This window comes from Oleiharenicola lentus, assembly GCF_051660365.1.
Classification (GTDB): Bacteria; Verrucomicrobiota; Verrucomicrobiia; order Opitutales; family Opitutaceae; genus Lacunisphaera; species Lacunisphaera lenta_A.
Map to the genome: position 1 here is coordinate 3,440,230 of NZ_JBOZXB010000001.1, position 23,405 is coordinate 3,463,634.

General features: G+C 59.6%; 20 protein-coding genes and 1 tRNA gene. 2 read left to right on the plus strand and 19 right to left on the minus strand.

Annotated elements, in window-relative coordinates; all coding sequences use genetic code 11:
• Positions 1-4: 4 nt before the first annotated feature.
• From ACRRQW_RS13385 to nusG, 15 genes are all read right to left on the minus strand, one after another.
• A complete protein-coding gene (locus tag ACRRQW_RS13385) occupies positions 5-1,090 on the minus strand; it encodes an NAD-dependent epimerase/dehydratase family protein (RefSeq protein WP_438481981.1) in 1,086 nt (361 codons plus the stop codon).
• The gene (locus tag ACRRQW_RS13390) at positions 1,087-2,142 is read right to left on the minus strand and encodes a Gfo/Idh/MocA family protein (protein ID WP_438481982.1); all 1,056 of its coding nucleotides are present in this window, start codon (positions 2,140-2,142) and stop codon (positions 1,087-1,089) included. Before ACRRQW_RS13390 ends, ACRRQW_RS13385 begins: the two co-directional genes overlap by 4 nt.
• Before the next feature lie 7 nt (positions 2,143-2,149).
• Positions 2,150-3,292 (minus strand): hypothetical protein, encoded by a 1,143-nt coding sequence (locus ACRRQW_RS13395; protein WP_438481983.1) that lies wholly within the window; start codon positions 3,290-3,292, stop codon positions 2,150-2,152.
• Between the two features lie 8 nt (positions 3,293-3,300).
• Positions 3,301-4,266, minus strand: a complete 966-nt coding sequence (locus tag ACRRQW_RS13400; protein ID WP_438481984.1) for a hypothetical protein — start codon at positions 4,264-4,266, stop codon at positions 3,301-3,303.
• Complete coding sequence (locus ACRRQW_RS13405; RefSeq protein WP_438481986.1) at positions 4,263-5,180, minus strand: glycosyltransferase family 2 protein; 918 nt, start codon at positions 5,178-5,180, stop codon at positions 4,263-4,265. The genes ACRRQW_RS13400 and ACRRQW_RS13405 overlap by 4 nt, the downstream gene beginning before the upstream one ends.
• The gene (locus tag ACRRQW_RS13410) at positions 5,177-6,007 is read right to left on the minus strand and encodes a CatB-related O-acetyltransferase (RefSeq protein ID WP_438481987.1); all 831 of its coding nucleotides are present in this window, start codon (positions 6,005-6,007) and stop codon (positions 5,177-5,179) included. The genes ACRRQW_RS13405 and ACRRQW_RS13410 overlap by 4 nt, the downstream gene beginning before the upstream one ends.
• Position 6,008: 1 nt before the next feature.
• Entirely contained in the window at positions 6,009-6,944 is a 936-nt protein-coding gene (locus tag ACRRQW_RS13415) for a glycosyltransferase family 2 protein (RefSeq protein ID WP_438481988.1), read from the minus strand.
• Between the two features lie 10 nt (positions 6,945-6,954).
• Positions 6,955-8,211, minus strand: a complete 1,257-nt coding sequence (locus ACRRQW_RS13420) for a glycosyltransferase (protein WP_438481989.1) — start codon at positions 8,209-8,211, stop codon at positions 6,955-6,957.
• On the minus strand, positions 8,208-9,476 hold the full coding sequence (locus ACRRQW_RS13425) for an ABC transporter ATP-binding protein (protein WP_438481990.1): 1,269 nt from the start codon (positions 9,474-9,476) through the stop codon (positions 8,208-8,210). Before ACRRQW_RS13425 ends, ACRRQW_RS13420 begins: the two co-directional genes overlap by 4 nt.
• 8 nt (positions 9,477-9,484) lie before the next feature.
• Entirely contained in the window at positions 9,485-10,348 is an 864-nt protein-coding gene (locus ACRRQW_RS13430) for an ABC transporter permease (RefSeq protein WP_438481991.1), read from the minus strand.
• A complete protein-coding gene (locus ACRRQW_RS13435; protein WP_438481992.1) occupies positions 10,345-11,595 on the minus strand; it encodes an O-antigen ligase family protein in 1,251 nt (416 codons plus the stop codon). Before ACRRQW_RS13435 ends, ACRRQW_RS13430 begins: the two co-directional genes overlap by 4 nt.
• Before the next feature lie 227 nt (positions 11,596-11,822).
• Positions 11,823-13,991 (minus strand): GumC family protein, encoded by a 2,169-nt coding sequence (locus ACRRQW_RS13440; protein WP_438481993.1) that lies wholly within the window; start codon positions 13,989-13,991, stop codon positions 11,823-11,825.
• 22 nt (positions 13,992-14,013) lie between these two features.
• Positions 14,014-14,643: a polysaccharide biosynthesis/export family protein gene (locus tag ACRRQW_RS13445; protein ID WP_438481994.1), complete on the minus strand. Its 630-nt coding sequence runs from the start codon at positions 14,641-14,643 to the stop codon at positions 14,014-14,016.
• An 8-nt stretch (positions 14,644-14,651) separates the two neighbouring features.
• Entirely contained in the window at positions 14,652-15,917 is a 1,266-nt protein-coding gene (locus ACRRQW_RS13450; protein WP_438481995.1) for an outer membrane beta-barrel protein, read from the minus strand.
• Positions 15,918-16,040: 123 nt separating this feature from the next.
• Complete coding sequence (gene nusG, locus ACRRQW_RS13455; RefSeq protein ID WP_438481996.1) at positions 16,041-16,757, minus strand: transcription termination/antitermination protein NusG; 717 nt, start codon at positions 16,755-16,757, stop codon at positions 16,041-16,043.
• Between the two features lie 251 nt (positions 16,758-17,008).
• Between nusG and ACRRQW_RS13460 the strand changes: the two genes are divergently transcribed.
• Positions 17,009-17,746: a PEP-CTERM sorting domain-containing protein gene (locus ACRRQW_RS13460; RefSeq protein ID WP_438481997.1), complete on the plus strand. Its 738-nt coding sequence runs from the start codon at positions 17,009-17,011 to the stop codon at positions 17,744-17,746.
• Between the two features lie 265 nt (positions 17,747-18,011).
• On the opposite strand, the gene ACRRQW_RS13465 is transcribed toward ACRRQW_RS13460, so the two are convergent.
• Together ACRRQW_RS13465 and ACRRQW_RS13470 are read right to left on the minus strand one after the other, a co-directional pair.
• A tRNA-Pro gene (locus ACRRQW_RS13465) sits at positions 18,012-18,088 on the minus strand.
• 140 nt (positions 18,089-18,228) lie between these two features.
• The gene (locus tag ACRRQW_RS13470) at positions 18,229-19,251 is read right to left on the minus strand and encodes a LacI family DNA-binding transcriptional regulator (RefSeq protein ID WP_438481998.1); all 1,023 of its coding nucleotides are present in this window, start codon (positions 19,249-19,251) and stop codon (positions 18,229-18,231) included.
• A 92-nt stretch (positions 19,252-19,343) separates the two neighbouring features.
• Between ACRRQW_RS13470 and ACRRQW_RS13475 the strand changes: the two genes are divergently transcribed.
• Entirely contained in the window at positions 19,344-20,036 is a 693-nt protein-coding gene (locus ACRRQW_RS13475; protein WP_438482000.1) for a DUF6250 domain-containing protein, read from the plus strand.
• On the opposite strand, the gene ACRRQW_RS13480 is transcribed toward ACRRQW_RS13475, so the two are convergent.
• Together ACRRQW_RS13480 and ACRRQW_RS13485 are read right to left on the minus strand one after the other, a co-directional pair.
• Complete coding sequence (locus ACRRQW_RS13480) at positions 20,033-22,045, minus strand: beta-galactosidase (RefSeq protein ID WP_438482002.1); 2,013 nt, start codon at positions 22,043-22,045, stop codon at positions 20,033-20,035. The two genes, ACRRQW_RS13475 and ACRRQW_RS13480, sit on opposite strands and share 4 nt — an antisense overlap.
• A 6-nt stretch (positions 22,046-22,051) precedes the next feature.
• A complete protein-coding gene (locus ACRRQW_RS13485) occupies positions 22,052-23,401 on the minus strand; it encodes a family 43 glycosylhydrolase (RefSeq protein ID WP_438482003.1) in 1,350 nt (449 codons plus the stop codon).
• Positions 23,402-23,405: the final 4 nt, after the last annotated feature.

The following is a 23,405-nucleotide window of genomic DNA, read 5'->3' on the forward strand; positions in this document are numbered from 1 at the left end:
ATTTTCACAATCTTCCTTCGGCAAAAGCAAACCACGCGAGGCTGCGCTCGATCGCAGTGCTGAAATTTACGACGGGGCGATAGCCCAAACGATTCGTCGCGCGGTCGGAAGACAGCACCCAACGGCATTGCTGGAGCAAGGCGAGTTCCTGCGTGATGCGTGGGGTCGGTGCAGGTTGAATTTGCCAGCTGTCGGCCACCGCCGCGGGATGCACCACCGAGGCGATGAATTGTTTTCCCATTTGTTTTAATCGTGACGGCACGGCAGGTAGCAATGTTTGCATCGCCGGACTGGCAATAAGCCGCGCCACGTTTTCCTGTCGCGTCCGCTGAAAATTCGGCAGGTGAATGACGCGGTGAATCGTGGAGCAATCGATCTCGAGTGACGTGGCCACTTGCCGGTAAAAGTTTCCCCACGTGCCGCATTCGGCGTCGCCCACGAGGTAGGCCCCGGCGGCTTCCGCAGGCGCGGCGAGGCTCTTGGCCACTGCTTCCACGAGATTGTCCACGTAGAGGGTATTGCAAATTCCTTCGCCGTCACCGAGCAGCCACGCTTGATTGCGGCGGAGATCGGAGGCCAGGTCAGTGATCCAGCGCGAGCGCGGGCCGAAGACGACACTGGGGCGCAGGGCGAAGCCATCGAGATTGTGACGAGCGCACTCCCAAAAGAAAATGCGTTCTGCGCGAACCTTGGCGTTGTTGTAATCGATCGCATGGTGGCAATGCAGCGGTGAGTCTTCGCTCGTGCCCGGCACAGGAGCCTGGCCATGCACTGACGCACTGCTCAGATAAACCACCCGGCGCACACCCGCGCGCGCCGCGGCGAGACACAGCACGGTGGGCATGCGTTGGATTTGATGCGGGTCGCCAATCGCGGTGTGCACGACTGCGTCACATCCAGCGAGTGCGGCGGAAAGCGAAGGCACGGACAACGCATCGCCAATCCGGGAATCGAGTGCGAACCGCGCCGTCAGCGCGAGACTCGCGGCACGCCGCACGACCGTGACCACGGTGTGGCGACCGGTGAGGTGAAATAGTTCGACGAGGCGCGTGCCGATAAATCCGTTGGCGCCGATGATGGCTACTTTCATGAGAGGGTGCGCTGAAGTTGCGGGTGCGCTTGTTCGGGCGCGGTTAACCACGGTTGGGCCAGGGGCGTGCGGCGCGCGTAACAGGCCTCAACCAAGGCGAGGGCTCGTTTTCCCGCGTAACCGTCGACGAGCACCGGCGATCCGTTGCGAATCGCGGCGAGCACATGTTGAAGTTGAGCGATAAAACTTTGGGCGTTGGTCGCGGCGGTGCGGCCGGTGAGGTCGTGCAGCGTGCTGCGCATTGCGAACGGTGCATCACGGAAAGTCAGCTCGACGCCATTGGCATCATTCACCGTCCAGCTAAACGTGCCGCGTTGAAATTCGAATTCATACCGCTGCGCGGTCTTCCAATCGCGGCTCAGCTGCATGCTGCCGGTGATTTTTCCAAATTGAAGGGAGACGTGAGCGTTGGCTTCGAGCCCGCCCATCGCGTCGTCGGCGTAGGTGAAGTGATCGGGTGACCCGAGCAACCACAGCAGCAAATCGAGTCCGTGGATGCCCAGATCAAACAGCACACCGCCGGGTGTTTCGCTGCGTTTGAAAAAACCCGGCGAGGCGGCCGGCCATGAAAACGGACCGCCTTCGATTACGCGGAAACTGCATAATTCACCCAGCGGCCCGCCAGGCGTGCAGAAGAATTTGAGCAACTGGCTCGAAGGGAAGAAACGTTTGTAGTGACCGACCGCGAGAATCCGGCCTGCGGCCAAGGCGGCGTGGATCATTCCGTCTGCTTCGATAGTGGTAGCGGCCATCGGTTTTTCGCACAGCACGTGCCAGCCTTTCGAGAAAGCCGCGATGGTTTGCGTGGCATGCCAGACGGGCGGCGACGCAATAATTGCGAGACTGTCGCGTGGAGCTGTTACTCCGGAAAGGTTGTCCGCGGTCGTGGCGTGGGGAAAAATCGCATGCAGCGCGGCGAGCGAGGACGCGGCCGGATCGACCAGTGCGTGCATGCGGAGAACCCCGGTGGCTTCGAGCGCGCGCAACGCAGGAGCATAAAAGTGCTGGCTGACGGCACCGCAGCCGACGAGGACGATGGGCAAGGGAATCATGAATGGATCAATTGCTGAGGAGACCGGCCGCGAAACGATTCTGAATACGGTCCGGATTGAATTCGCCTGCGGCTAGTTCACGCGTGGCACTGCTGCGCGTCTGCCAGGAATTCGGGGATCGGAGATCGTGGGCCCACTGGGTTAGTCGCGAATGCTCGGTGGGGTTGAAAAAATCGGGATAATCCGTGCGCTTCGCCCATTGGCCGACCGCACTCGCATTCGGCGCGACGATGGCACACGGCAAACCGAGTTGCGCATACTCGACCAGTTTGCTCGGGAAACTCGTCGCAATCCACGGCATCTCCTCGATGGTTTGCGTGTAAGAAACCAGCACGGCGGCCGCCTCAGTCGCGAGGTGGGTGAGCGCTTCGTGATTGGTTTCAAAGGGCGACACGTGGGCGATCCGCGTGGCGTTTAAGAATTCTTTCAGCTCGGGCGTTTCGCGGGCGATCAACACAAGGCTCGCACCGGCCACGTTGAGTGTGCGCGAGATTTGGAGGAGAAGCGGATACTGGGCAGGCCAGATAAACCCGGCGTAGTAAACCCGGGGCCAAAGCGCGAATTTGGTTTGCCACTCGCAGAAATGGGGACGGCCCGCGGGCAACGGCGGCAATACCTGGATGGGGCGCGGGAGTCGATACGCCAGGCCGAGTTCGCGCGAAACGAACCAGTTGCGACGGGCGTTACGCAACATGGATTCATGATGACGGTGCAATCGACGTTTCACTTTTGCATCCGTGACGAATGCCGCGGCGTCGTCATGGATCAGGAGCGTGAGTGGGACACCGCTGCGCCGGGAAAACTGCGAAGCGATTTCCGCGTAAAAATCATCATGGGCCGCCAAGTAGCCGAGCACGGCGTCGGGCGGCTGGTGAGCGATGCGCGTGAGACATTCGCCAGCGAGCAACCAGGTGCGCACGGTGCGGGAAATCGGCAGCGCGCGCCGAAATGGCGGCCACCAGAAGCGACGCAATGGAAGCAGGATCACCGTCCACTTGGCGCGAATGCATGCGGCGACGTCCTGGCCGTTCTCGGCGACGATGGTGATTTTCCAACCGTCGGCGGCGAGCCGTTGGAGATGCCGAAGAATGATGACCGGACTCCCCGGACCTTCCGCGGGAGTCTGACCAATGTAGAGGAGATGAGGCACAGTCGTGTTTACCAATAGCCGGCGCGATCTACTTGCTGGGCCGCGGCGGGCGTTTCGTCGGCGCGTGGACGCGTCCACGCTTCGTTGAAAAAATGCTGAAATCCCGGAAGCCGATCCCACCGCCCGCCGCGGATCCCGAATAACAATTGCGTCGGCCCACCGGTATGAATGCCGATTGATCCGAGGCTCTTCGCGAATGCGGCCAATGGCAGTCCGGCGGCACCGCAGCCGAGCAACACGACGTCGATCTGATGTCGGCGATGCGCCGCCGCGATCGCATTTTCCAACCACGCGAGCATCGCAAACCAATCGGTAAATTCATTATTCGCGAAACCGTAGGGCGAGCGAATCACTTCGATCTCAAAAGCGGGCAGCACGTCGGTCTGGGTCGGCCACAGCTCGGTGCGGCGCTCGTATTGCGTGCGGATGCTCGTGGCAAAAGGGTGGACGACGAGCACGCGTTTGCCGGCGAGCGCGGCGGACCAGGGCGAAGGAAAAAAATAAGGTTCCAGCGATTGCAGTTCGATCCGGCGCGCGTGCGGTGCGTGACTGGCCAGCACGCGGCTTTCGCCGGGATTTTCCCAGACCGCGCAGGCGTCGAGTGTCGCGAGTCGTGAAAGGTATACTTCGCAAAACCGCTGATACACCCGGTCGGTGGGCGGAAAGACGCCGGCTTGTTGAAAGAGTTCCGCCTCGCCGAAAGAAGGCGCGGCCCACGTGTATTTGTAGAACTGGCGGTAGCGTAAATGCGCCGCGAGCGCGCAACATTCGCGATCGCCGATTTTGCCGAGCGCAGCCGGCTTCCCCGCACGGATGAGATCGCCGATCCACGTGTTTGCTTCACGCGCGCCGAGCACCGGAAATTTTTTGGCGTGCGCGCGCTCGCGCCGTAGATTGAGCGCGACGGAATCGACATGACGATCCAGTCCGGTCGATTCCATGAGCACATGAACGGCTTGACGAATCGGGTTCATGAGGTGGAAGCGAAGGTGTAACGTAGGCATCGCCAGTTGCGCAGGTCGAGCGGCGCGGCGAAGCAGGCCCGCCACGCATTTTTTCGGGCGGAGGAATTTTCTCCGCCGCGCGTCGCGTCGTAGGCCCAATGGCGTCGCCAGTCAGCTTGATTCTGGGGAATCGCCACGGAGGAGGGTTTCGTAACCAGAGTCGAAAGCCCGGCCGCGTGGCGGTGCGGATTGACGATCTCGTGACGCAGGGTTTCGCGGTTTCCTTGCGTGCTGTTAACGCTTTTCGAGTGCTGCCGGTAGTGAAGGAAAACGTCCGGTAAATTTGCGAGTGACCCGATGGCAGCCAGACGAAGATAGAGATCCAGGTCTTCAACCCAGTTGTAACGTGCCCGGTAACCGCCGGCTTGTTCGATCGCGTCGCGCCGAAAAAGCACGCTGGGATGAACGAGGGCGCCGCCATTTCCTTCGAGGAGCTGGGCGATGATGGTGGCGTGATCAAGCGCGGGACGGTGTCTCACGAGTGGTGCGCCCTCGGGATCGACGTAAAGCACGTCGGTGCCCACGGCGACGCAGTGCGGGTGTTCACGAAGGTAAGCGAGTTGCGTAGCGAAACGGTTTGGCAATGCGATGTCGTCGGCGTCCATCCGGGCGATGAAGTAGCCGCGCGCGAGACCGAGCCCGGCGTTGAGCGCGCCGACGATGCCGGTGTTTTCTTGGGAGATTATATTCAGGCGAAGATCGTGCGCGCCGTAAGCCCTCAAGAGGGCAGGCGAAGTGTCAGTCGAGCCGTCGTCCACGGCGATGATTTCAAAATCAGTGAGGGTTTGCGCCGCGAGGCTGGCCAGGGCGGCGGGTAGATAACGCGCGGCGTTATGCACGGGCAGCAGCACGCTGAGCAGGGGAGAGTGAGAGTAACGGTTCACGAACGGACGTGGTCGAAAAATGCGGACACATCCGGCTGGGCGAACCACGGCTGCGCGGCGCGCAAGCGAGGCTCATCCCAGTGCCACCAGCGCAAACGAAGCAAGTTTTCGATGGTCTCACTGTCGAAGCGGTAACGAATGAGTTTCGCGGGCACGCCGCCGACGATGGCGTAGGCGGGCACGTCCTCGGTGACCACGGCGCCAGCTGCCACGATGGCGCCGTCGTCGATGATCACGCCGTCGCGCACGAAGACCTGCGCGCCGATCCAGACATCGTGCCCCACGATGATTTTGCGGCGTTCGTGAAACAGGTTTTTTTCGGCGAACGAGGTGCCGCACTGCCGGCGTGTAGAATAAAAAACGGGAGCCGTCGAAACGAGGTCGCTCGGATGTTCACCACAGCCGAGTAATGAACGCGGACCGATCGAAGAGAAGCTACCGACCTCCACGCTACCGAGCAGGGTTTCACGGCCCAGATATGAGAAACGACCGATCTGCACATCGTTTAACACGCAGCTGGTTTGAATGGAGATATCGTTGGCGAAAGTGCTTCCCGCCAGTTGGACATTGCGTTCCAGCAGGCAGCGATCGCCGAGGGTGGAACTGAAAATGCGCGTGTCGTGCCCGACAATGACATCGTCCCCCAGCTGGGTGGCGCCACCCAAGTGCGCCCCGAAGACGCGGCAGTTATTGCCCACGGTCACACCCGGAGCGAGATGGCAGCCGCCTGAGAAGTAACTCCCCGTGCCGATGCGGGCGTGGGGAAATCGCAGGCGATTGCCAGTAGCGCGGAGCCAGGGTTTGCAGAATTGTCGGAGCGAACGCATCTCAGGATTTAAAAAATGGGCGGAAAAAACCGAAAGTGTTGGCGAACGCGCGTAGCAGGCTGATGCGGCGGGGCGAGTGACTGTGAATGATTTTCCCGAAAAGTTTGTCGTGAAGACGATCCGGCTTCGCCGTGCTGCGCCGCCGACCAGCCGGCACGAGCGGATAAACCTGGAGAGTCTGCAGGTAAGGCTCTGGTGCGGTCGTATGAGTCGCCGCTGAGTCGAAGCCGAGATTTTGAATCAGATTTACGGACGAAACGAGCGTCACCCGGCGTTGTGAGAAAAGCGCGAAGCTCCACTGAAAATCCCACGTGTCCACGCTCCCGCGCACGTGTTGATCGAAGTTGGCGCGATGCCATTGGAAATTCAGCGCGTCATTCACGTAATCGCGCACACCGTCCCGCACGATCGGGCTTTCCCACGCTTTTTTAAAATCGAACCGATAGTCCTTCCACGCGCGCTGCCACGATGCCCAGCCCCAAATCCAATTAAACGTGCTCGGCACGACCGGGCCACGCGACGGAGCATAACGGCCCAAGGGTTGAAACCCGGAAATCGCATGGACATCGGGATCGTGACGATACGTCGCCAGCATCGCATCGCAGAACGGGAAAAAATCGGGATGCGGAAGAATGTCGTCTTCCAGCACGATCGCTTCCCCGAGCATTGCGAACGCCGTGGTCAGGCCCGTCGAGATTCGTCGGCCACAGCCAAGATTGATATCGGCGTAGTCACGGGTGACTTCGCACGGCCAATCGATCATGTTTTCAACGAGCCAGCGCGTTTCCTGGCATAGCGCGATGTCGTCGGGCTTTGCCGCGCGAGGACCGTCGGCGATAAGGTGGAGGCGCGCGGGTCGCTGACGACGCAGCGCGCGAAATGTCCGTTGGGTCACCTCGGGCCGATTGAAAAAAATATAGATGACCGGTGACTTCATCGCGTGCGGATTAGCAACTTTGATGCAGCAGCGCGGCGAGGGGACCGTAGCATGCGCCCGGCGAAAGATGTTCCCGCGCGACTGCGAGCACGCGTGCCGCGGTGGCGGTGCGTTCGGCAGGAGATTCGAGCAGGCGCAGCACGGCCTCGGCGAATTCTTCCGGTGAATCCGCGACGATGAGCGCGCCGCGCAGAAATGGCGCGCCCTTGAGCGTGGCGGGAGTGGCGACGATCGCGCGCCCGAAGGCCGCGGCCTCGACCAGTTTGATGTTGAGCCCAGTGGCCCGGCGCAGCGGCACGATGGCGATGGCGGATCGTTCGTAAAACGACTTCAGACTTGGGACGATGCCATGGAAAACCACGCCGTCAGGTCGCAGGGCCACGGCGCGCTCGATGGAACCGCAGATATCAAGAGTGACGGCAGGGAATCCTTTGCGAATCCGCGGCCAGATCTCGCTCAAAAACCAGGTGAGTCCCTCAACGTTAAACGCATTGTCACTGCCTACGAAAATCAAACGAGCTACCGCAGATTCGGCGACATGAGGATGAATTGGCAGGGCTTTCGGGGCGACGATCACGCGCGAAGCAGGAGCGATGCGCCGCAATTCTCCCGCGTCGGACTCGGAGATTGCCACGATGATGCGGGCGGGTTGCAGCCAAGCGGTTTCCTCGGTGCAGGATATTTCTGGCGAACCGGAGGAGGTGAGCGCGGCGCGTTGCCAGCCGATGTCGTGGGTGAGGCAGACCGGCACGGCCCGTTTCAACGCGGGCAACGCGAGGAGCGGACACATCCAGGCGTAGCTCGCCATCACGGTGTGCGGACGGTGTTTTTCGGCGAAACGTTGCACGAATTCCAATTCTCCGGCGGAAGGTGGCGAGGCCCAGGGGCGGCGGACGACTTCGGTCGACGCATCGGCGATGACATTTGCTTTCAAGTGATGGCGCGGTGGATTGATGCCCACGGCGCGCAAGCAGCGGCGGGCGCGGTCGAGCAGGTTTGCCTTGAGCGGCAGCCAGACGATCGCGGGAAAAATAAACGACCGGCCAAAGCGAAGTCCTTCGGGAAAAGAGAGACGCACGGCGGCGTCAAAGGCATCGGGCAATCGCCAGCGTTTGCTCCAACGGATATGTTCATGCGGAGCGAGCCAGAGCACTTCGACGCGAAAGCCGTGGCTGGCGAGGAAGCTCGCGATGTCGTGCAGATAAGCGCCGGCACCATCTTCCCACGGAAGAGGGGTGTGTCGCGTGACAATGAGGAGTTTGTTCACAACGCGTGGGCGAGGGTGGGCGTCGCGATGTTCAAAGCGGCGACGCGGACGGAAACGCGCGGGCGCGCATTGGGGGAAGAGCGATGCGTCGTCTCATCCTCGGCCGCGGGCAACACGTCCCAGAGAGCGACATCGACCAGTGCGTCCGGATAGGACGATCCTTCGATCGCAGCGCAGCTCACATGATATTGGCTTTGGGGCAGCGGCCAAAACTCAAGTCCGAGGGTGATGCGATAACTGCCCGGTTCGAAGTCGAGGGCAGGCGTCATCGTGTCGGAATCAAGCGTGAGCACGCGCTGGCCTTCCCGCGTGGCGAAACCGAGGCCAACGGCGAAACGCCGCACCGGCTCGGTCAGTTTGAAATCGAGATAAAACTCCGCGGATTGCCCGTAACGGATCGCTCGGCCGTCGGGCGTGCCGAGTTCCACTAGGCGGACCCGCGTCCCTTCGCCGTGGCCGCGTGGTCGATCGACGAGCGACACACGGAGGGGCGACGATTGAAGGTGCTGCGAGTAGCGCGCGATCGCGTCTTCGACGGGCATGATGCCGACGCTGCGGCCATTTTCGAGGTAGAGGCACTTGGTGCAGAGCCGGCGGAGCGCCTGCATGTTATGGCTCACGAGGAGAATAGTGCGTCCATCGGTGGTGGAAATTTCCGACATGCGGTTGAGGCATTTGCGTTGGAAGTCGGCGTCGCCCACGGCGAGGACCTCGTCGAGAATCAAAATCTCTGGCTCCAAATGCGCGGCGACCGCGAAGGCGAGACGCACATACATGCCGCTAGAATAACGTTTCACGGGCGTGTCGATGAAAGCCGCGATCTCGGCGAATTCGACGATCTCGGCGAATTTTTTCGAGACCTCGGCGCGGGACATTCCCAGGATGGCACCGTTGAGGAAAATATTCTGGCGTCCGCTGAGTTCCGGATGAAACCCCGTGCCGACTTCGAGCAGGCTGCCGACGCGACCGTGCATCGTGATCTCGCCAGCGGTGGGTTCGGTGGTGCGCGAAAGGATTTTTAAGAGCGTGCTTTTGCCGGCACCGTTGCGTCCGATGACGCCGACGATTTCCCCCGGGAAAATGTCAAATTCCACGTCTTTGAGCGCCCAGAACTCGCCGGTGAGTGCAGGTTTCGTTTGCGAGATCGAACGACGCAAGAAGCGCGCGGAGAGTCGTTCGAGTTCGTCGCGGAAACTAGACATGCCAATCTGGCCAAGTTGGTAGCGTTTCGAGACGCCCCGCGCGCTGATGATGGGTTGGGTCATGGCGGAGTTCAGACGGTGTCGACAAACGTGCGGGCGGTGCGCTGATACAGCACGATGCCGCCGAGCAGAACCGCGGCCGTGAGCAGCAGTGAGATCGCATGGCTCACGAGGGTCACGCTGCCCACGCCGAGGAGAATTACGCGCGTGAGTTCGACGATGGACGCCATGGGATTGAGGCCGGCGAGCCAGCGCCATTCCTCAGGAATGCGCGAAAGCGGATAGATGACCGGTGTCGCATACATGCCGATTTGCAGCAGGTAGCCGGTGAGTTGCTGGAGGTCGCGATACTTGGCTGTGATTGCGGAAAGCACCAAACCCATGCCCAGGCCGAGCGCGGCGGTTTGCACAATGAGCAAGGGGAGCAGCGCGAGCTTCCAGTCGATGTGCAGTGAGGCACCGAAGGGCGTCGCGAGAACATGGTAGAGCCAGAACGCGGCAAACACAGCGAACTGCACCGCGAACGCGATCAGACTCGAACCGCACATCGCGAGCGGCGGAATCAGTCGCGGGAAATAGACTTTGCTGAAAATACTGGCGTTGCCCGCGAGGGAATTGCCGGTCGTGCCTAAAACGTTGGCGAAATAATTCCACGCAAGCTGGCCGCCGAGATAAAACAACATCGGCGGCACACCATCGGTGGGAATGCCGATGATGCGTGAAAACAAAACCGTAAAGACCACGGCATTGATCAGTGGGTTGATGATAAACCAGATCGGCCCGAGGATCGTCTGCTGATAACGGGAGGTGAAATCGCGCTGCACCAGTAGCACGAGCAAGTCGCGATACTGCCAGAGCCCGGCCCAATCCAGCCGCAGCCAGGATTGGTTGGGCCGGATCAGAATTTTTTGAGCGGTGAGCGTCGGGGCGTTCATGCGATTGACGCGATGCGCGGGTGAACGGAGCTGGCAGGCGATACGCGTCCAGACCATGCGAGCGCGGCGAGCACGATGACGTTTAAAGCGACAGCGGGCATTTCGAGCGGGAAGTCCAATTGCGCCTGCAGCAAGACGGCAGCGAGTGCGCACGCGGCGGCGACGGCGAGTGATCGATGGAGCGGACTGCGCCATCCACGCGTGCGCACCACCGCGACCACGGCGCCAACAAGAAATCCCCACCAACCCAACGTAGCTGGCACGCCCCATTCGACGGCGCATTGCAACAGGTCTTGATGGGTGAATTGGAGAAATTGAAAAAACGTGCGCACGAAAGGATCGTCGGAATGCTGACTCGCCGCGCCCATCCAGTTGGCCGGGCCGTGGCCGGTGAGCGGTCGGTCGGCAATGGCTCGAAGGGCAGTATGCCAGCCTTCGCCGCGATCCCCGAGCCAGCCGTAGTGTGAGGTGAACGGAATAAAAAGATCATCCCGAATCAACGCGGGCCACGCCGACTCCGGCGGAGAAATGGTGGGCTCCACAAAAGCGCTCGTGGAAAAGTGAGTGAAGAAATAGCGCCAGCGCGCTGTGATGTCACCCAGGCGCCCGCTCATCGTTAGGATGAGAAGGAGAGCGGCGATTCCCGTCGCCCCGAGGACTAAGGCCCGTTTTCCGCGAACACGAATTTTCAATCCCAACCAAAGAAAAGGCGCGACGAGCAACGCCGCGACTTGCGGAAACCTCGAAATATGACTGCCGTGCGCAGCGAATAACAGGAGTGTCGCCGCACTCGTGACCACGGCGACCGAAGTAGAAAGTGGGGTGCGCGTGACGCTCCACGCCGCAACGCTCAAGCCCGCCGCCAGTGGCCATGCCGTGTTGAAATAGGCACCGGCTGCCGTGTGATGAAAAAATGTCCCGCAAAAGTTTGCAGGCATTTTCTCGATCTCGCTCCAGTAAACCCCCGTGGCCTGCGTGTAATTTTGCAAGAAGGCGAGCACGGCTACGCCCGTGGCTGTGACGACCAATGTGATCGTGAAGATCAGCGCCCACGTGCGCGCGCGGCAAAGATCGATCAGCGGCAGCGCGGCGGCGGCGAGTGCGACGGCGAACGGGAGCGTGTTTTCAGGAGTGCGCGACACGGTTTTTAGTGACCAGCGTGCGACCACGCGTGCGAAATGAGTTTCTGTGAACGAGGCGACCGGCGTGGCGGTGGCTAACCCGGTGATCCACGGGAATGTGGCCACGACAAAAAGTGCTACGGCGCATGCTGCGAAGACCGGCACTTGCGGACGACGACCACTCATAAGCAATGACGCACCCCAGAGCAGCGTGGCAGCAGTGCATCCTAAAGTAATGATTTCCGGACCCCCTGCGCGCGTAGATCCGTAGTTCAACGGGGCGAATACCAACAGCGCAGTGAACACCGCGCCTGCGGCTATTCGCAATCCATCGCCCGATGTTCTGGAGAGACTCACGTGACTGATTTCTCTTCGTATGCCCGGTAGTAGTCTGCGGTCTGCGTGCCGTAACCGTGATACCCAAAGCTCTGGGCCTTCTTTTCCGGCAATTGATTCAAGACGACCCCGAGCACGGAGATGCCGGCGCTCTCAAAACGATCGAGCACCTTGCGAATGATCGCGGCGCGCACGGTGCGATAGCGACAGACGTAAATCATCTCATGGCAGCAGCGGGCGAGGAGCAGTGCATCCGGAAAAATCGCAGCAGGCGGCGTGTCGAAGATCACCAGATCGTATTTCTGCAAAAGTGGCGAAAGGGTCTCGCGCCGACTGAGTTGATCGAGCAGTTCGGTGGGTCGCGTGACGCTGCGACCGGCGGGCAACAGGTCGAGGTAGTCGCTGACGTGCAAAATGTCGTTGGGAATTGCCGGGCGGATCGCGGGATCGCTTTCGAGCCAGTCTACCCAGCCGGAGGTGACCTTAATTCCGAAATAACGATGCAGCGACGGACGGCGCAGATCGCCATCCACGAGGAGCGTGCGGCGTTTATGCGCGGCGAATACGGCGGCGAGATTGCTGCAAAGAGAACTTTTACCTTCGTCCGGCACGCTGCTCGTGACGAGCAACGCTTTCGGAAAATCGAGGGAGGAGCGCACTTCGATTTCGGAAAAAATTCCGCGGTAGGCCTCGGCGATGTCGCGATTTTTTTGCAGACGGAACACTTGGGCGCGCTCGGTTTCGTCGAGTTTGGTCATTTTTTTCACGACGCCGAGCAGCGGTTCATCGAGTGAATCTTCGACTTGCGCCGGGGTGCGGAGACGCGAATCAATCAGCCCCAGTCCTAACGGAAGGAGCAGGAGGAGACTCAAGCCAGCGCCGCCGGCTTTGAGGGCAATGTCGAATGCGCCGGTGTCGGAAGGCGCATCGGGGATCCACGCCGGGTCAAAGATGCCGATGTTGGTGTTAGCCATCTGGCTCGTGATGTTGGCTTCGGTGAGTCGATCAACGATGCGCGTGTAGGTGTTGCGCTTGGCATTGGCGTCCTGCTCGAGGAATTTATAGTCGACGGAAATTTTATCGAGTTCGCGGGCCTGCGCTTCTGAACCGATGGTTTCTTTCTGCAGGCGGTCGAGGTATTGGGCGGAGACTTCGTAGCGCGAATGGAGTTCGGCGATGGCTTTCTTGGTGCCCTCGTCGAGCATTCGCTGCGTCTCGCTGACATCGAGTTGGTTTTGTTTAATCTTGGGATGCTCCGCGAGGTAATGCTCGTTGAGCATCGTGCGCTGCGAGAGCAGCGTAATGAGACTGTTGTTAAGATTGCTGACTTGCCCCGAGGCCAGGATTGCGGGGATTTCGAGGAGGTTGCGGTCGGTGCGCTGGTATTCGTCGATTTTGTCGATCAGTGATTTCGCATCGATCTGGTCGAGGGTGGCGCGCACGACGGCGGTGCCGAGCGAAGCCATTTTTTGCAGCACGACGTTTTGGGTTTCACCAATTGCGGCGAGGTTGTGCTTGGCGCGGTAAACCTGGAGCGCGTTTTCCGCCGCTTCGACTTGGGTGCGAGTTTCCTCGGCCTGGTTGCGCAGGAAAACGATGGCGGAATTGGTGCGCGTGTTGGCGCTGTCGAGATTGTAGTCGATGTATTTGCGCGCGTAACGATTGGCAATGAGCGCGGCGGCTTCCGGGGAACGATTCGTGACTTGAATGCCGATGATCGGCGTGCTGCGTCGAGCGAACACGTTGACGTGGGGACGAATGATCGCAGCGAGCGCGGGTGGTGGCAGCGCGGGATTTTCCGGGTCGAGATACGCGCGCTGAATGAGCGTCGTCTCGGTCGGGTTGAACGAAGCCAGCACGTAGTCCGCGAAGGTTTTGCTGCGGAGCTGCTCCATGTGCGTGTTAAGTTCGGTGGCCGTCTGTAAACTTGTGTCGACGACCTCCTGAATGTTGAGCACGCGATCTTTGCGGGCTTCGAAAAGCAGCGAAACTTCGGTGGTGTAGATGGCTTCGAAATGGGGCCGGAACCAGACGATCAGTCCGGCGGCGACGACTCCGGCAATGGCCCCAAGCCACCAGTGTTCGACAAATAAATCGTAGAAATCTCGCGGAGTTCGGCGAAAAAGGCTGCTGGAACGCTTGGAGGCGTTGGTGCGATTGCGAATCTCAGAATCGGGGGAAGACATTAGGAAGTGAGCAGGCTCAGGATCAAAACAAACGCTCCGGCACCCACACGCGGTCACCGGGATAGAGTGCGAGATTGGCGCGGTCGCGGCCGGGCTGACGGCGTCCGGAAATGATTTTTTCCAGATCGACGGTGACGACTGTTTCTTTGCCTTCGGCGTCGCGATGCGTGATCGTGACGGCATCGGATTTTGCCACGGGCAAAAATCCGCCGACGCGAGTGATTACTTCTACGATATCGAGGGTGACGACATCGCGCGGGAAGACCACCGAACCCGGAGTGCGCACGGCACCCAGCACGGAAATTTCACGGGGAAAATAGGAAGTAACCACGAGGTTTACGACCGGCTTTTTCAAGAACTGCCGCGACTGATAAGCCGCTTCGATGGCCCGCTCGGCTTCGCGGATGCTTTGTCCGATGAGGAGAATTTCACCGATGAGCGGCAGGCGGGCTTCGCCGGAGCGCGCGATCGTTTGGGAGGTCGCGAGGTCGAGTTCGTTGTAAACCGTGATGGAAATCGTGTCGCCGCCGCTGAGTCGGTAGTTGGGATCAGTGATGACGGCGAGCGGCGCGGGCGCTTGATCTGCGGAGAATAGCGGGGCGGGGGCCGCGAGGATCAGGCCAAAACAGAAGGAGAGAAGGATGCGCGACATGACGAGATTTAAAACTGGTAGGAAACACTCAGGCTCACGACGTGACGGTCGAAGGTGGACTCGCGAAGGTTCGAAGAAATGGAATTAAAAAAATACGTGAGGTTGGCGTCCCACTTGCGAGCGAAGTGGTAACGCAGCCCGGCGCTCGCAGAGACGACGTTGTCGTCGCGATCCATTTCATCATACGTGGACCAATCGTAACCGGCGGTGAGTGTGCCGGTGAGGTTGGTGCGCAGCGTCTGGTCGAGCCCGAGTTGCACGCTCGTGGTGACGACGGTGACATCGCTGACCGCGAGTCGCTGGGTGCGATAAGCGGAGAAACGGACGCGCGTGCGCTCGCGTGCTTCCCAGGCCAGACGCAGCGTGCCGACAAGTTCCTTGGAACCGTCGTCGTTAATGCCCGGGGTGGCCGCACTCTGGTAGCTGAGAGAAAAAGACGACGTGATCTTCGGGAAATATTTCGCCGGCAGGAATGGACCTTCGAGAATGACGGAAAGAATCGAACCTGACTGACGCGCGGGTCGGTCAGGATTTTCTTCGCTGGAGCGATTGACGATGCGATAACCGTAGTTGAATCCGAAACGCAGGACGTCGCGCGCAAAGGTTCGGTTCAGGCCACCCGTGAGACTGTAGGATTTTTGATCGAGAGCGACGCCACGCGCATTCTCGCCGGACGTGCGCAGCGTGTCGTAGTTACCGGCGATGCGCAGTGAGTTGCCGTAAAAGAAATCCGAGTAGGCGTAAATCACGTCGGTGCTCAGGATCTGCTGATCGCTCGCGATCGAGCGTTGGGTGTCGCTGTAATTGGCGTTCGTGGCGACCTGGCTGCGTGGTCCGGTGATAAGCGCGCCCTTGGCGATAAACGTGGTCGCTTGCGTCTCAATGCGCGCGTTGATGTCGGTGTTGACGTCGGCGCTCTCGCGGTAAGCAGCCGAAACCAAGCCGGAGTAGTTACGTTGCGAAGCGTTCGTGATCTGCAACGTTGCGTCCAGATCGAGATTTTCCGCGTCGAGCTCGGTTTGTTCGAGGTAGCGAAGAAAAGAGATGCCCGCGTTGGCCGAAGCTTCGATAAGTCCTGCTTTTTTTAGATAAGAAACCCGCGGTGTGAGCGTGCCGAACGTGTCTCCAGTGGCATCGTTCGTTCCGAATAAATTGGAATCGTATGTGACCGTGGCGGCCGCGCTGGCAGAGATTTCGCCCCGACCGACAGGAATGGCGGCTGAAACGGAGCCTGCGATTAATGCCAAGCCGGCGGCATGGAGGATGGTTTTCATTGAACGGAAATTTATATGCGATCGCGCCGTTTTGAATTACGTCGAGCGCGGCGAGGTTTTCAGGCGCGCTACCGCCATTGGCCGCAGCGCGGTTCAGGCAGCAAACAAACGAGCGAGTGACGTTTACGACGCCAGGCGAGTGCGCTCACCTAGCGTGCCGTCAGTCACCGACGCACGCTGTGGAGAACGCATGTTTACGACGGAGGCTTGGCGGTTGATCAATTGATCACCCGGCAAACTGATTTCGACGTCGTGACCTAACAGAGAAAGTAAAACCCGAACGCGATCCAGCGGGTTGGCCGACTTGCATACGCGACCTTCCGAACCGCGAAAGCAACCGCCGGCGACGCGCACCCAATCGCCTTCTTCGAAAATCGGAGAGAGTGCGGTTGCTGTGTTGGGCGCGGGGTGACTGCGGAGCTGGGCGATGGTCGCATCATCCACGCGGGGAGGCGGACCGCCAAAAGCGACCAAGCCAAGGACGCCCGTCGTGCTGACAACCTGACGCACTTGGGTCGGATATTGAAAACGCGCGAACACATAACCAGGAAACAGCGCTTCGGTCACGGTTTGCACGCCACCCGCACGCAGCTCGCGGCGGATACGAATGCGCGGAGCAAAGGCTTCGACCTGATTGCGTCTCATAAGATTGAGAGCTGCGACGTGTTCCCTGCGCCCCGAGGCGCGCAAGCAAAACCAACCCAGCCCGCACGCATCCAGAATCGGATCGAGGATGTTCTTGCGCGCCGGCACCGGACTCGGAGTCGGGTGGGGAATTGCGAAGGAAGTGAGTGGAGTCGCGAACATGTCGGACACCACGCTTCCGCGTGCGAGGTGCACGTGGCAAGCGACATCAAATCACTCCGCGTCCAATCAGGGTTTGCCTGATGATCGACCGGCGGCAAAGCGGCCAATCCACCGAGTTGACACCGCTCGCCACCGAAACTTTCCAATAACCCGATACGATTATCCTGATGATTCACCGAGCTGCACCCTGATACGCAAAGCAGCGTGTCGGCACATCAATGGCACTAGCAACCGAAGTGCGCGCACCTACTTTTTTCATGTTCAACCATAATCCCATTAACCTCATGACACTGAAATCATCCTTCATCACCGTCCTACTCCCCGTGCTCAGCATCGCTAGCGCCGCGCATGCTCAGATCATCAACACCGAAACTTCCTGGAACGGCAGCCAAGGCGTAAGCTCCTTCGGGAACAACGGCCCCGCTACAAGCGGCTTTCCTCAATTCTACAACACGCCAATTTTCGGTCAGACGTTTAGCGCGCCGGTCGGCTTCAATCTCTTGAGTTTTTTCCAGGTCAACATTTCACCTCGAGCGGACTTCAACACCCCGGTCGTCAACGGGCTCTTCAATGCCAAAATCGCAACTTACGACACGACGCTGAATAAAATCGGCACAGTGGTCTGGTCATCCGGCAACACGGTGTTGAGTGCGGCTCCCGGATACGCGGCCTATAATTTTTCGGTTAACACGCTCCTGGCGGCTTCGCAGTCCTACGTTTTTTTTGCGGAAGATTTATCCGGAGCGGGCTCGTATATGTTCGGCGGCGTCAGAGCGGATACCTACTCGGGCGGTAGTTTTGTCTTCTCCAATACTCCCGGCGGCAGCGGAACGTTTGTGCCGTTTACGACTACGGTGTCTGACCTCGCGTTCAAAGCCACTTTCTTAAACGCCAGTGTGATTACTCCGGTGCCGGAACCTTCCACCTACGCACTCTTTGGCGCGGCCGGCTGTTTGACGATCGCAGCATTCCGGCGTTTCCGGAGAAGCAATGTGAGTCAGTTGCAGCCTCGTGGTGTGTGAACAGTTCGAAGTTTCACTTGGATGGGGAAAATCTAATCCTCCTGTTGCTGGAGGAGGTGAAATTGAGCTGCGCTGGAATTTCTATCCATCGCAGCTTCCTTCGCTCGTATTAGCGAAACATGATTCACCCGCTGGGGCCGTTGGGATCGGCGTGTGCCGACCACCGGCGTTCACAGTCAAACCGGCGAGAGGATCCAAGTCTCCACGCCTGACGCATTAGGACATGAAAAAACGCCCAGTGTCGTTTCTGGGCGTTTGGTCGAAATGGTCGGGACGGAGAGATTCGAACTCTCGACCTCTTGCTCCCGAAGCAAGCGCTCTACCAGGCTAAGCTACGTCCCGATTTCAACTCCGGTCTGACCGGAAAAGAGCGGTGAAGAGACCCCAAAGCGGTAGGGGTAGCAAACAAAATTTTCTAAACTCCGCATTCTGCCGCCGCGTCTGAATTTCCCTAGCACAGGGGTAGCACAACTCGCACTCGTTCAAACCTTTTTGAGAGTGGGGCCGTCCACCCAGACCGCGGGAATTGTCGTGGTCGAGGGATGTTCGGGTGCGCCGCAATCGTTGCGGTGTAAGGCGGCGATCAACAATTCCACGCCGCGCGCGCCGAGCAGGCCCGGTTGCAGATCCAAGCCGGCGCACGGCACGGTGTTGGTGGCGACGTTGAGGCAGCAGAAGCCGTGCGTTTCGGGAATCTTCGCGCCGCACTCGATCATCCATTCCATGACTTCCGCACGGTGGCAGAGCACGGCGTCGGGATTCTTGGTTTTGAACCAGCGAATAAAACTTTTCTTGTCGATCTCCGGCAGCACCAGCGGCGGGAGCGCCTCTTTTTGGGAATGATGCTCGTGATACGTGTGAAACGCCGCTTCCCAACGATGCAGCAAGCGTGCGTCGTGGCCGCCGTGGAGCACCAATCCTAAACGGTGATAGCCGAGCCCGTGCAGCTTTTGCACCGCGAACACCATGGAGCGATAGTGGTCGGGACACACTGCGTGGAGGGCGGGCTTTTCAATTAGATAGTCGGTATAGACACCGGCGAAGTGCGACCAATCGAGCCCGCTTAAATCGGCGTCGCCGCCAATCGGAAGCAGGAGCAGTCCACGAATTCCGCGGGTTTGCAAAATCGTATCGAGGCGTGCGTCTGAGATCCCGCGCGTGCCGGTGATGATGGTTTCCGCTTTGAAGCCGAGTTCGGCGGCACGCTCGCTGGCGCCGCGCGCGAGTTCGCGGTGATAGCGATTCGCATTGCTCGAACGACCATCGGGACCGTCATGGTCGAGAATCGCGAGCACGCCGCGAAATGTGCCGGAGCGGGCGCGGCGCATCTCCGACATCAAGGCGCCGGCAAGCGGGTTCGGCCGGTAGCCGACGGCCTTCGCGGCTTTCTGCACGCGTTTGCGCGTGGCCGGATTTACGCGTGGTGATTCGCGCAGGGCTTCGGAAACGGTGGTGTGCGATAGCCCGAGGGAGCGGGCGATTTCGCGAATAGAGGGGGCGCTCATGTTCTTACTGTAAACATGTAGAGCTTTCAAAGGGCGGCTGACGAGAGGGAAGTTGACTTGCGACGTGAGAATTTGCGCGTTGGGGTTTACGCATGTCGATTCGAACGTCGCGCTGGCGAGGCCTGCTTTTTCTGTTTTTGGGCGTGGGCGCGTGGGCCATGGCTCCGCACAACCCTGGCCCGTTCGACTGTGCGAGTAATTGGGTGGTCGAACAAATGCCGGGCGGAACGGTGGAAATCGCACCCGGGCGACTCACCATTCAGGACCGCGACGGATGCACCGTGTGGTGGAAAGAAAAACTTAAAGCACCGCTGACGATCACCTACGAAGCGACGGTGGTAAATGCCGGTGGGCCGCTCGATCGCGTGTCAGATATGAACTGTTTTTGGCTGGCCACGGATCCGCGCAGTCCCGGGGATTTATTTTTTAAGGCTCATGGTCGAAACGGAAAATTCGAAACTTACGACGGCTTGCGCACTTACTATGTGGGCCAGGGTGGAAACGATAACACCACGACGCGTTTTCGACGTTATGCTGGCGGTGGAGTGAAACCGCTGTTGCCGGAGCACGACCGTCGTGAGGCGGCAGGATTGCTCGAAGGCAATCGCCCTTATCGGATCAAAATCATCGCGCAGGCGGACGGCGTCGTGCGTTACTACCGCGACGACATTTTAATCTTTGAGTTCAAAGATCCCGAGCCGCTGCGCGAAGGTTGGTTTGGTTTCCGCACGGTGCACAGTCATCTGCGGATTCGTGATCTTAAAATTGAAAGGGCGACGCCTTAGCTTTCTACCGCAACGACAGCGACATCGAGCGGGGCGAGTTTGAGGTATTTGGAAACCGAATCGCCAGTAATCAGGTTTTTCCCACGAATTTTCCCGAGCGGGATTTTAACCGGACTATCGTGGTAATTGAGGGCAAAGATAAATTTCCCGGACGCCGATTCCCGCTGTGTGATTTCCACGCCGGCGGGAGCTGCGAGCGGAGCCGATACGTCGGCCTGACGACTGATTTCGGTGAGCAGTTGATCGAGGCCGGCGCTGTCGAGTTTCGTGCCGAGATAATACGCGGTGCCTTGGCCGTGATTGTTTTTAGTGATCGCTGGGCGGCCTGCGAAAAAATCTTTTGAATACGTGGCGATCGCGCTGGCGCTTTCGAGGTGCAGGAGGTCGCACCACTGTGAACATGCGTGCGTCTGGCGAGACCGCGTGAATTTGATCTCGTTGGTGCGGCCGTCGGGATAAGGCGCCCATTCTTCAACCCACAGTCCGAGCGTTTTGCGCAGCAGGGCGGGGTAACCGCCGAGCACGACGTGTTCGTTTTCGTCGACGATGCCGGTGAAATAGGTCGCGAGAAGCGTGCCGCCGCGTGCGACGAACGAATCGAGATTTGCCGCCGATTTTATCGTGAGGAGATAAAGCGCTGGGGCGACGACGAGATTGAACCCGGTGAGGTCGGCGTCGGGATGCACAAAATCCACGCCGATGTTTTTTTCATAAAACCAACCGTGCAAACTTTGCGCCCACGCCGCGTAATCGATGCGCCCGGGCTTCGATTCCGTTTCGACCGCCCACCACGCGTGCCAATCGACGACGATCGCGACTTTGTTCCGCACGAGCGAACCGACAACAGGCGTGAGTTTTTTCAGTTCCGCGCCGAGCGCTTTCACTTCGGCAAATACGCGGCTCTGTTCGGGCGGGATGTGTTGAATCAAGCCGCTGTGAAATTTTTCTGCGCCGGCTTTCGAGGCGCGCCACTGGAAAAACATCACGCCATCACCACCGCGCGCGACGGTTTGCAGGCTGCCCAGGCGCATCAAGCCCGGACGTTTGGGCGAATTGGTCGGCCGCCAGTTTACGGCTGACGTAGCTTGCTCCATCAGCACGAACGGGCGCTCTGGTTTGAGCGAACGCATCAGATCGTGACCTGCCGCGCCGGTGTGGCGCGCGGACGCTTCATCAACCGGATCGGGGTAGCTATCCCATGCGATAAAATCCAACTCCGCCGCCCACGCGCGATAGTCGAGCGGTTTGAAGAAGCCCATGAAGTTAGTCGTGAGCGGCAGATGCGGCGTGGCTTTGCGTAAGATTGCCGCCTCCATTTTGTAGAGTTCGAGAAACGCGTCGCTCGTGAAACGTTTGAAATCGAGGCACTGCGTCGGGTTGGTGTGATATGGCGCGCGGCGTGGCGTGAAAATTTCTTCCCAGTGGCCGTAAAGTTGGCTCCAGAACGCGGTGCCCCACGCGGCGTTGAGGGCCGCGAGCGTTTTGTATTTCGCGCGCAGCCATTGGCGAAAGGCCACCGTGCTGGCTTCGCTGTGGCATTCGTGGAGGTGGCACGCGTATTCGTTATTGAGGTGCCACGCGACGACGGCGGGATGCTTACGGTAACGATTCGCGATGCGCGTCACCAACGCCGCGGCGTATCTTCGGTAGATCGCACTGCTCGGGGAATATTGCTGACGCGAACCGACTTGCAGCACGATGCCATCGGAGGTCACCGGGAGAATCGCGGGATGTTTTTTCGAAAGCCACGGTGGCGGCGATGCGGTCGCGGTAGCGAGACACACGGAGATGTCGTTGGCAGCGAGCAAATCCAGCACACGATCCAGCCAGCCAAAATCGAAACGCTTTTCGCTCGGTTGCAGTTTTGCCCAACTAAAAATTCCGACGCAGAGAATGTTGACGCCGGCTTCGCGCATGAGACGCACATCGTCGGCCCAGACGGACTCGGGCCATTGCTCGGGATTATAGTCGCCGCCGTAAAGGAGGTGCGGAGGAAGAGTGCGAGTCATGAAGAATTACGGAAAGATTTCCCAACCGAAGATCGAGATGTCGGCCCCGGCGGTGGATTCAGGAAAAGTTACGCGCAAATAGCGCGCGTCCAACCTCGAATTGACGACGAACGGACTTTGCACGGCAGTCGTTGCGGGGTGTTCGAGCACGCGTGTCCATGTGTCGCCGTCGATCGAGGCTTCTACGGTGAAGGTGTAGGGTTTCCACGCGTATTCGAAGCTGATTTCCTGGCGGGAAATCTTTTTCACGGCACCGAGATCAAGTCGGAGCCAGGCACCTCGGGCGCTCGGTTCGGCGGCCCAGCGCGTGGCGTGATTGTCGTCGAGCACTGCAGAAGCGCCGAAAAAATCTCCGACGGAACTCGATGCGGTGGCGGCGACCGCTTTGATTGTTGGACGAGTTCTTTGGATGAACGCTGGCCCGCGATGGGTGGGAGTGATGGTTTCGATTTCGCCCGATTCGTCGAATTGCAGCGGATCGACGCACAGTTGCCGGTAGGCGGTGTCGGTCTCGAACGGCAGGCGATGGCGGTGATATAAAATGTAAGGCTGCCCTTCGTGCGTGAAGACGGCGTGGTGGCCCGGGCTCACGACATTGCGCGCGCGATCCGTTTTGAGAATCGGTTCGTTTTTCGTTTCACGAAATGGCCCGAGTGGACTGTCGCCGACGGCGTAGTAAACGCAGTAAGTGTCGCGATTCGTGCGACCGTCGGAGTAAGTGAGGTAGTATTTTCCGCCGCGCTTCACCATGAACGGGCCTTCAAAGTAGTGGCCGTTTTCAGGTGTCACATCGCGCGGCTCGCCGACAAAGGCATTGAGTTCGCGGTTCAATTCGACGACGAAGCAGCGTCCGTTTTTCCAATTCCACCCGGAGCCCCAGTAGAGATACGCGCGCCCGTCGTCGTCGATAAACGCTTCCGCGTCGATCATGTGGTAAGTTTCATTCCACGTCGCCGGAATGAGCGGCTGGCCGCCGTTCGCATCGCGCCAGGGGCCGAGCGGATGCTCGGCGACGCCCACCCACACCTCGCTGCCCACCGAAATGAACAGGTGGAATTTTCCGTCGGGTCCTTTCACGACGGACGGCGCCCACACGTTTGAGCCCTTGGAAGTCGGACTCGTGCAAGCCGTTTTCGTGGGCCAGTTCAGTTCGCGAAAAGTCCAGTGTTTGAAATCGGCGCTTTCCCAGCAGCCCAGCGTTTCACTGCCCCACGGATCGAGGGTCGCGTAGAGAAACTGTTTTCCGGCGTGCGTGACCAACGCCGGATCGGCGTAGTAACCGGCGATGATCGGATTCGCCGCCGATGGCGCGTTCCAAACGTGAGCGTAAGCGGGCGGTGCGTCGGCGAGCGGCATGCCG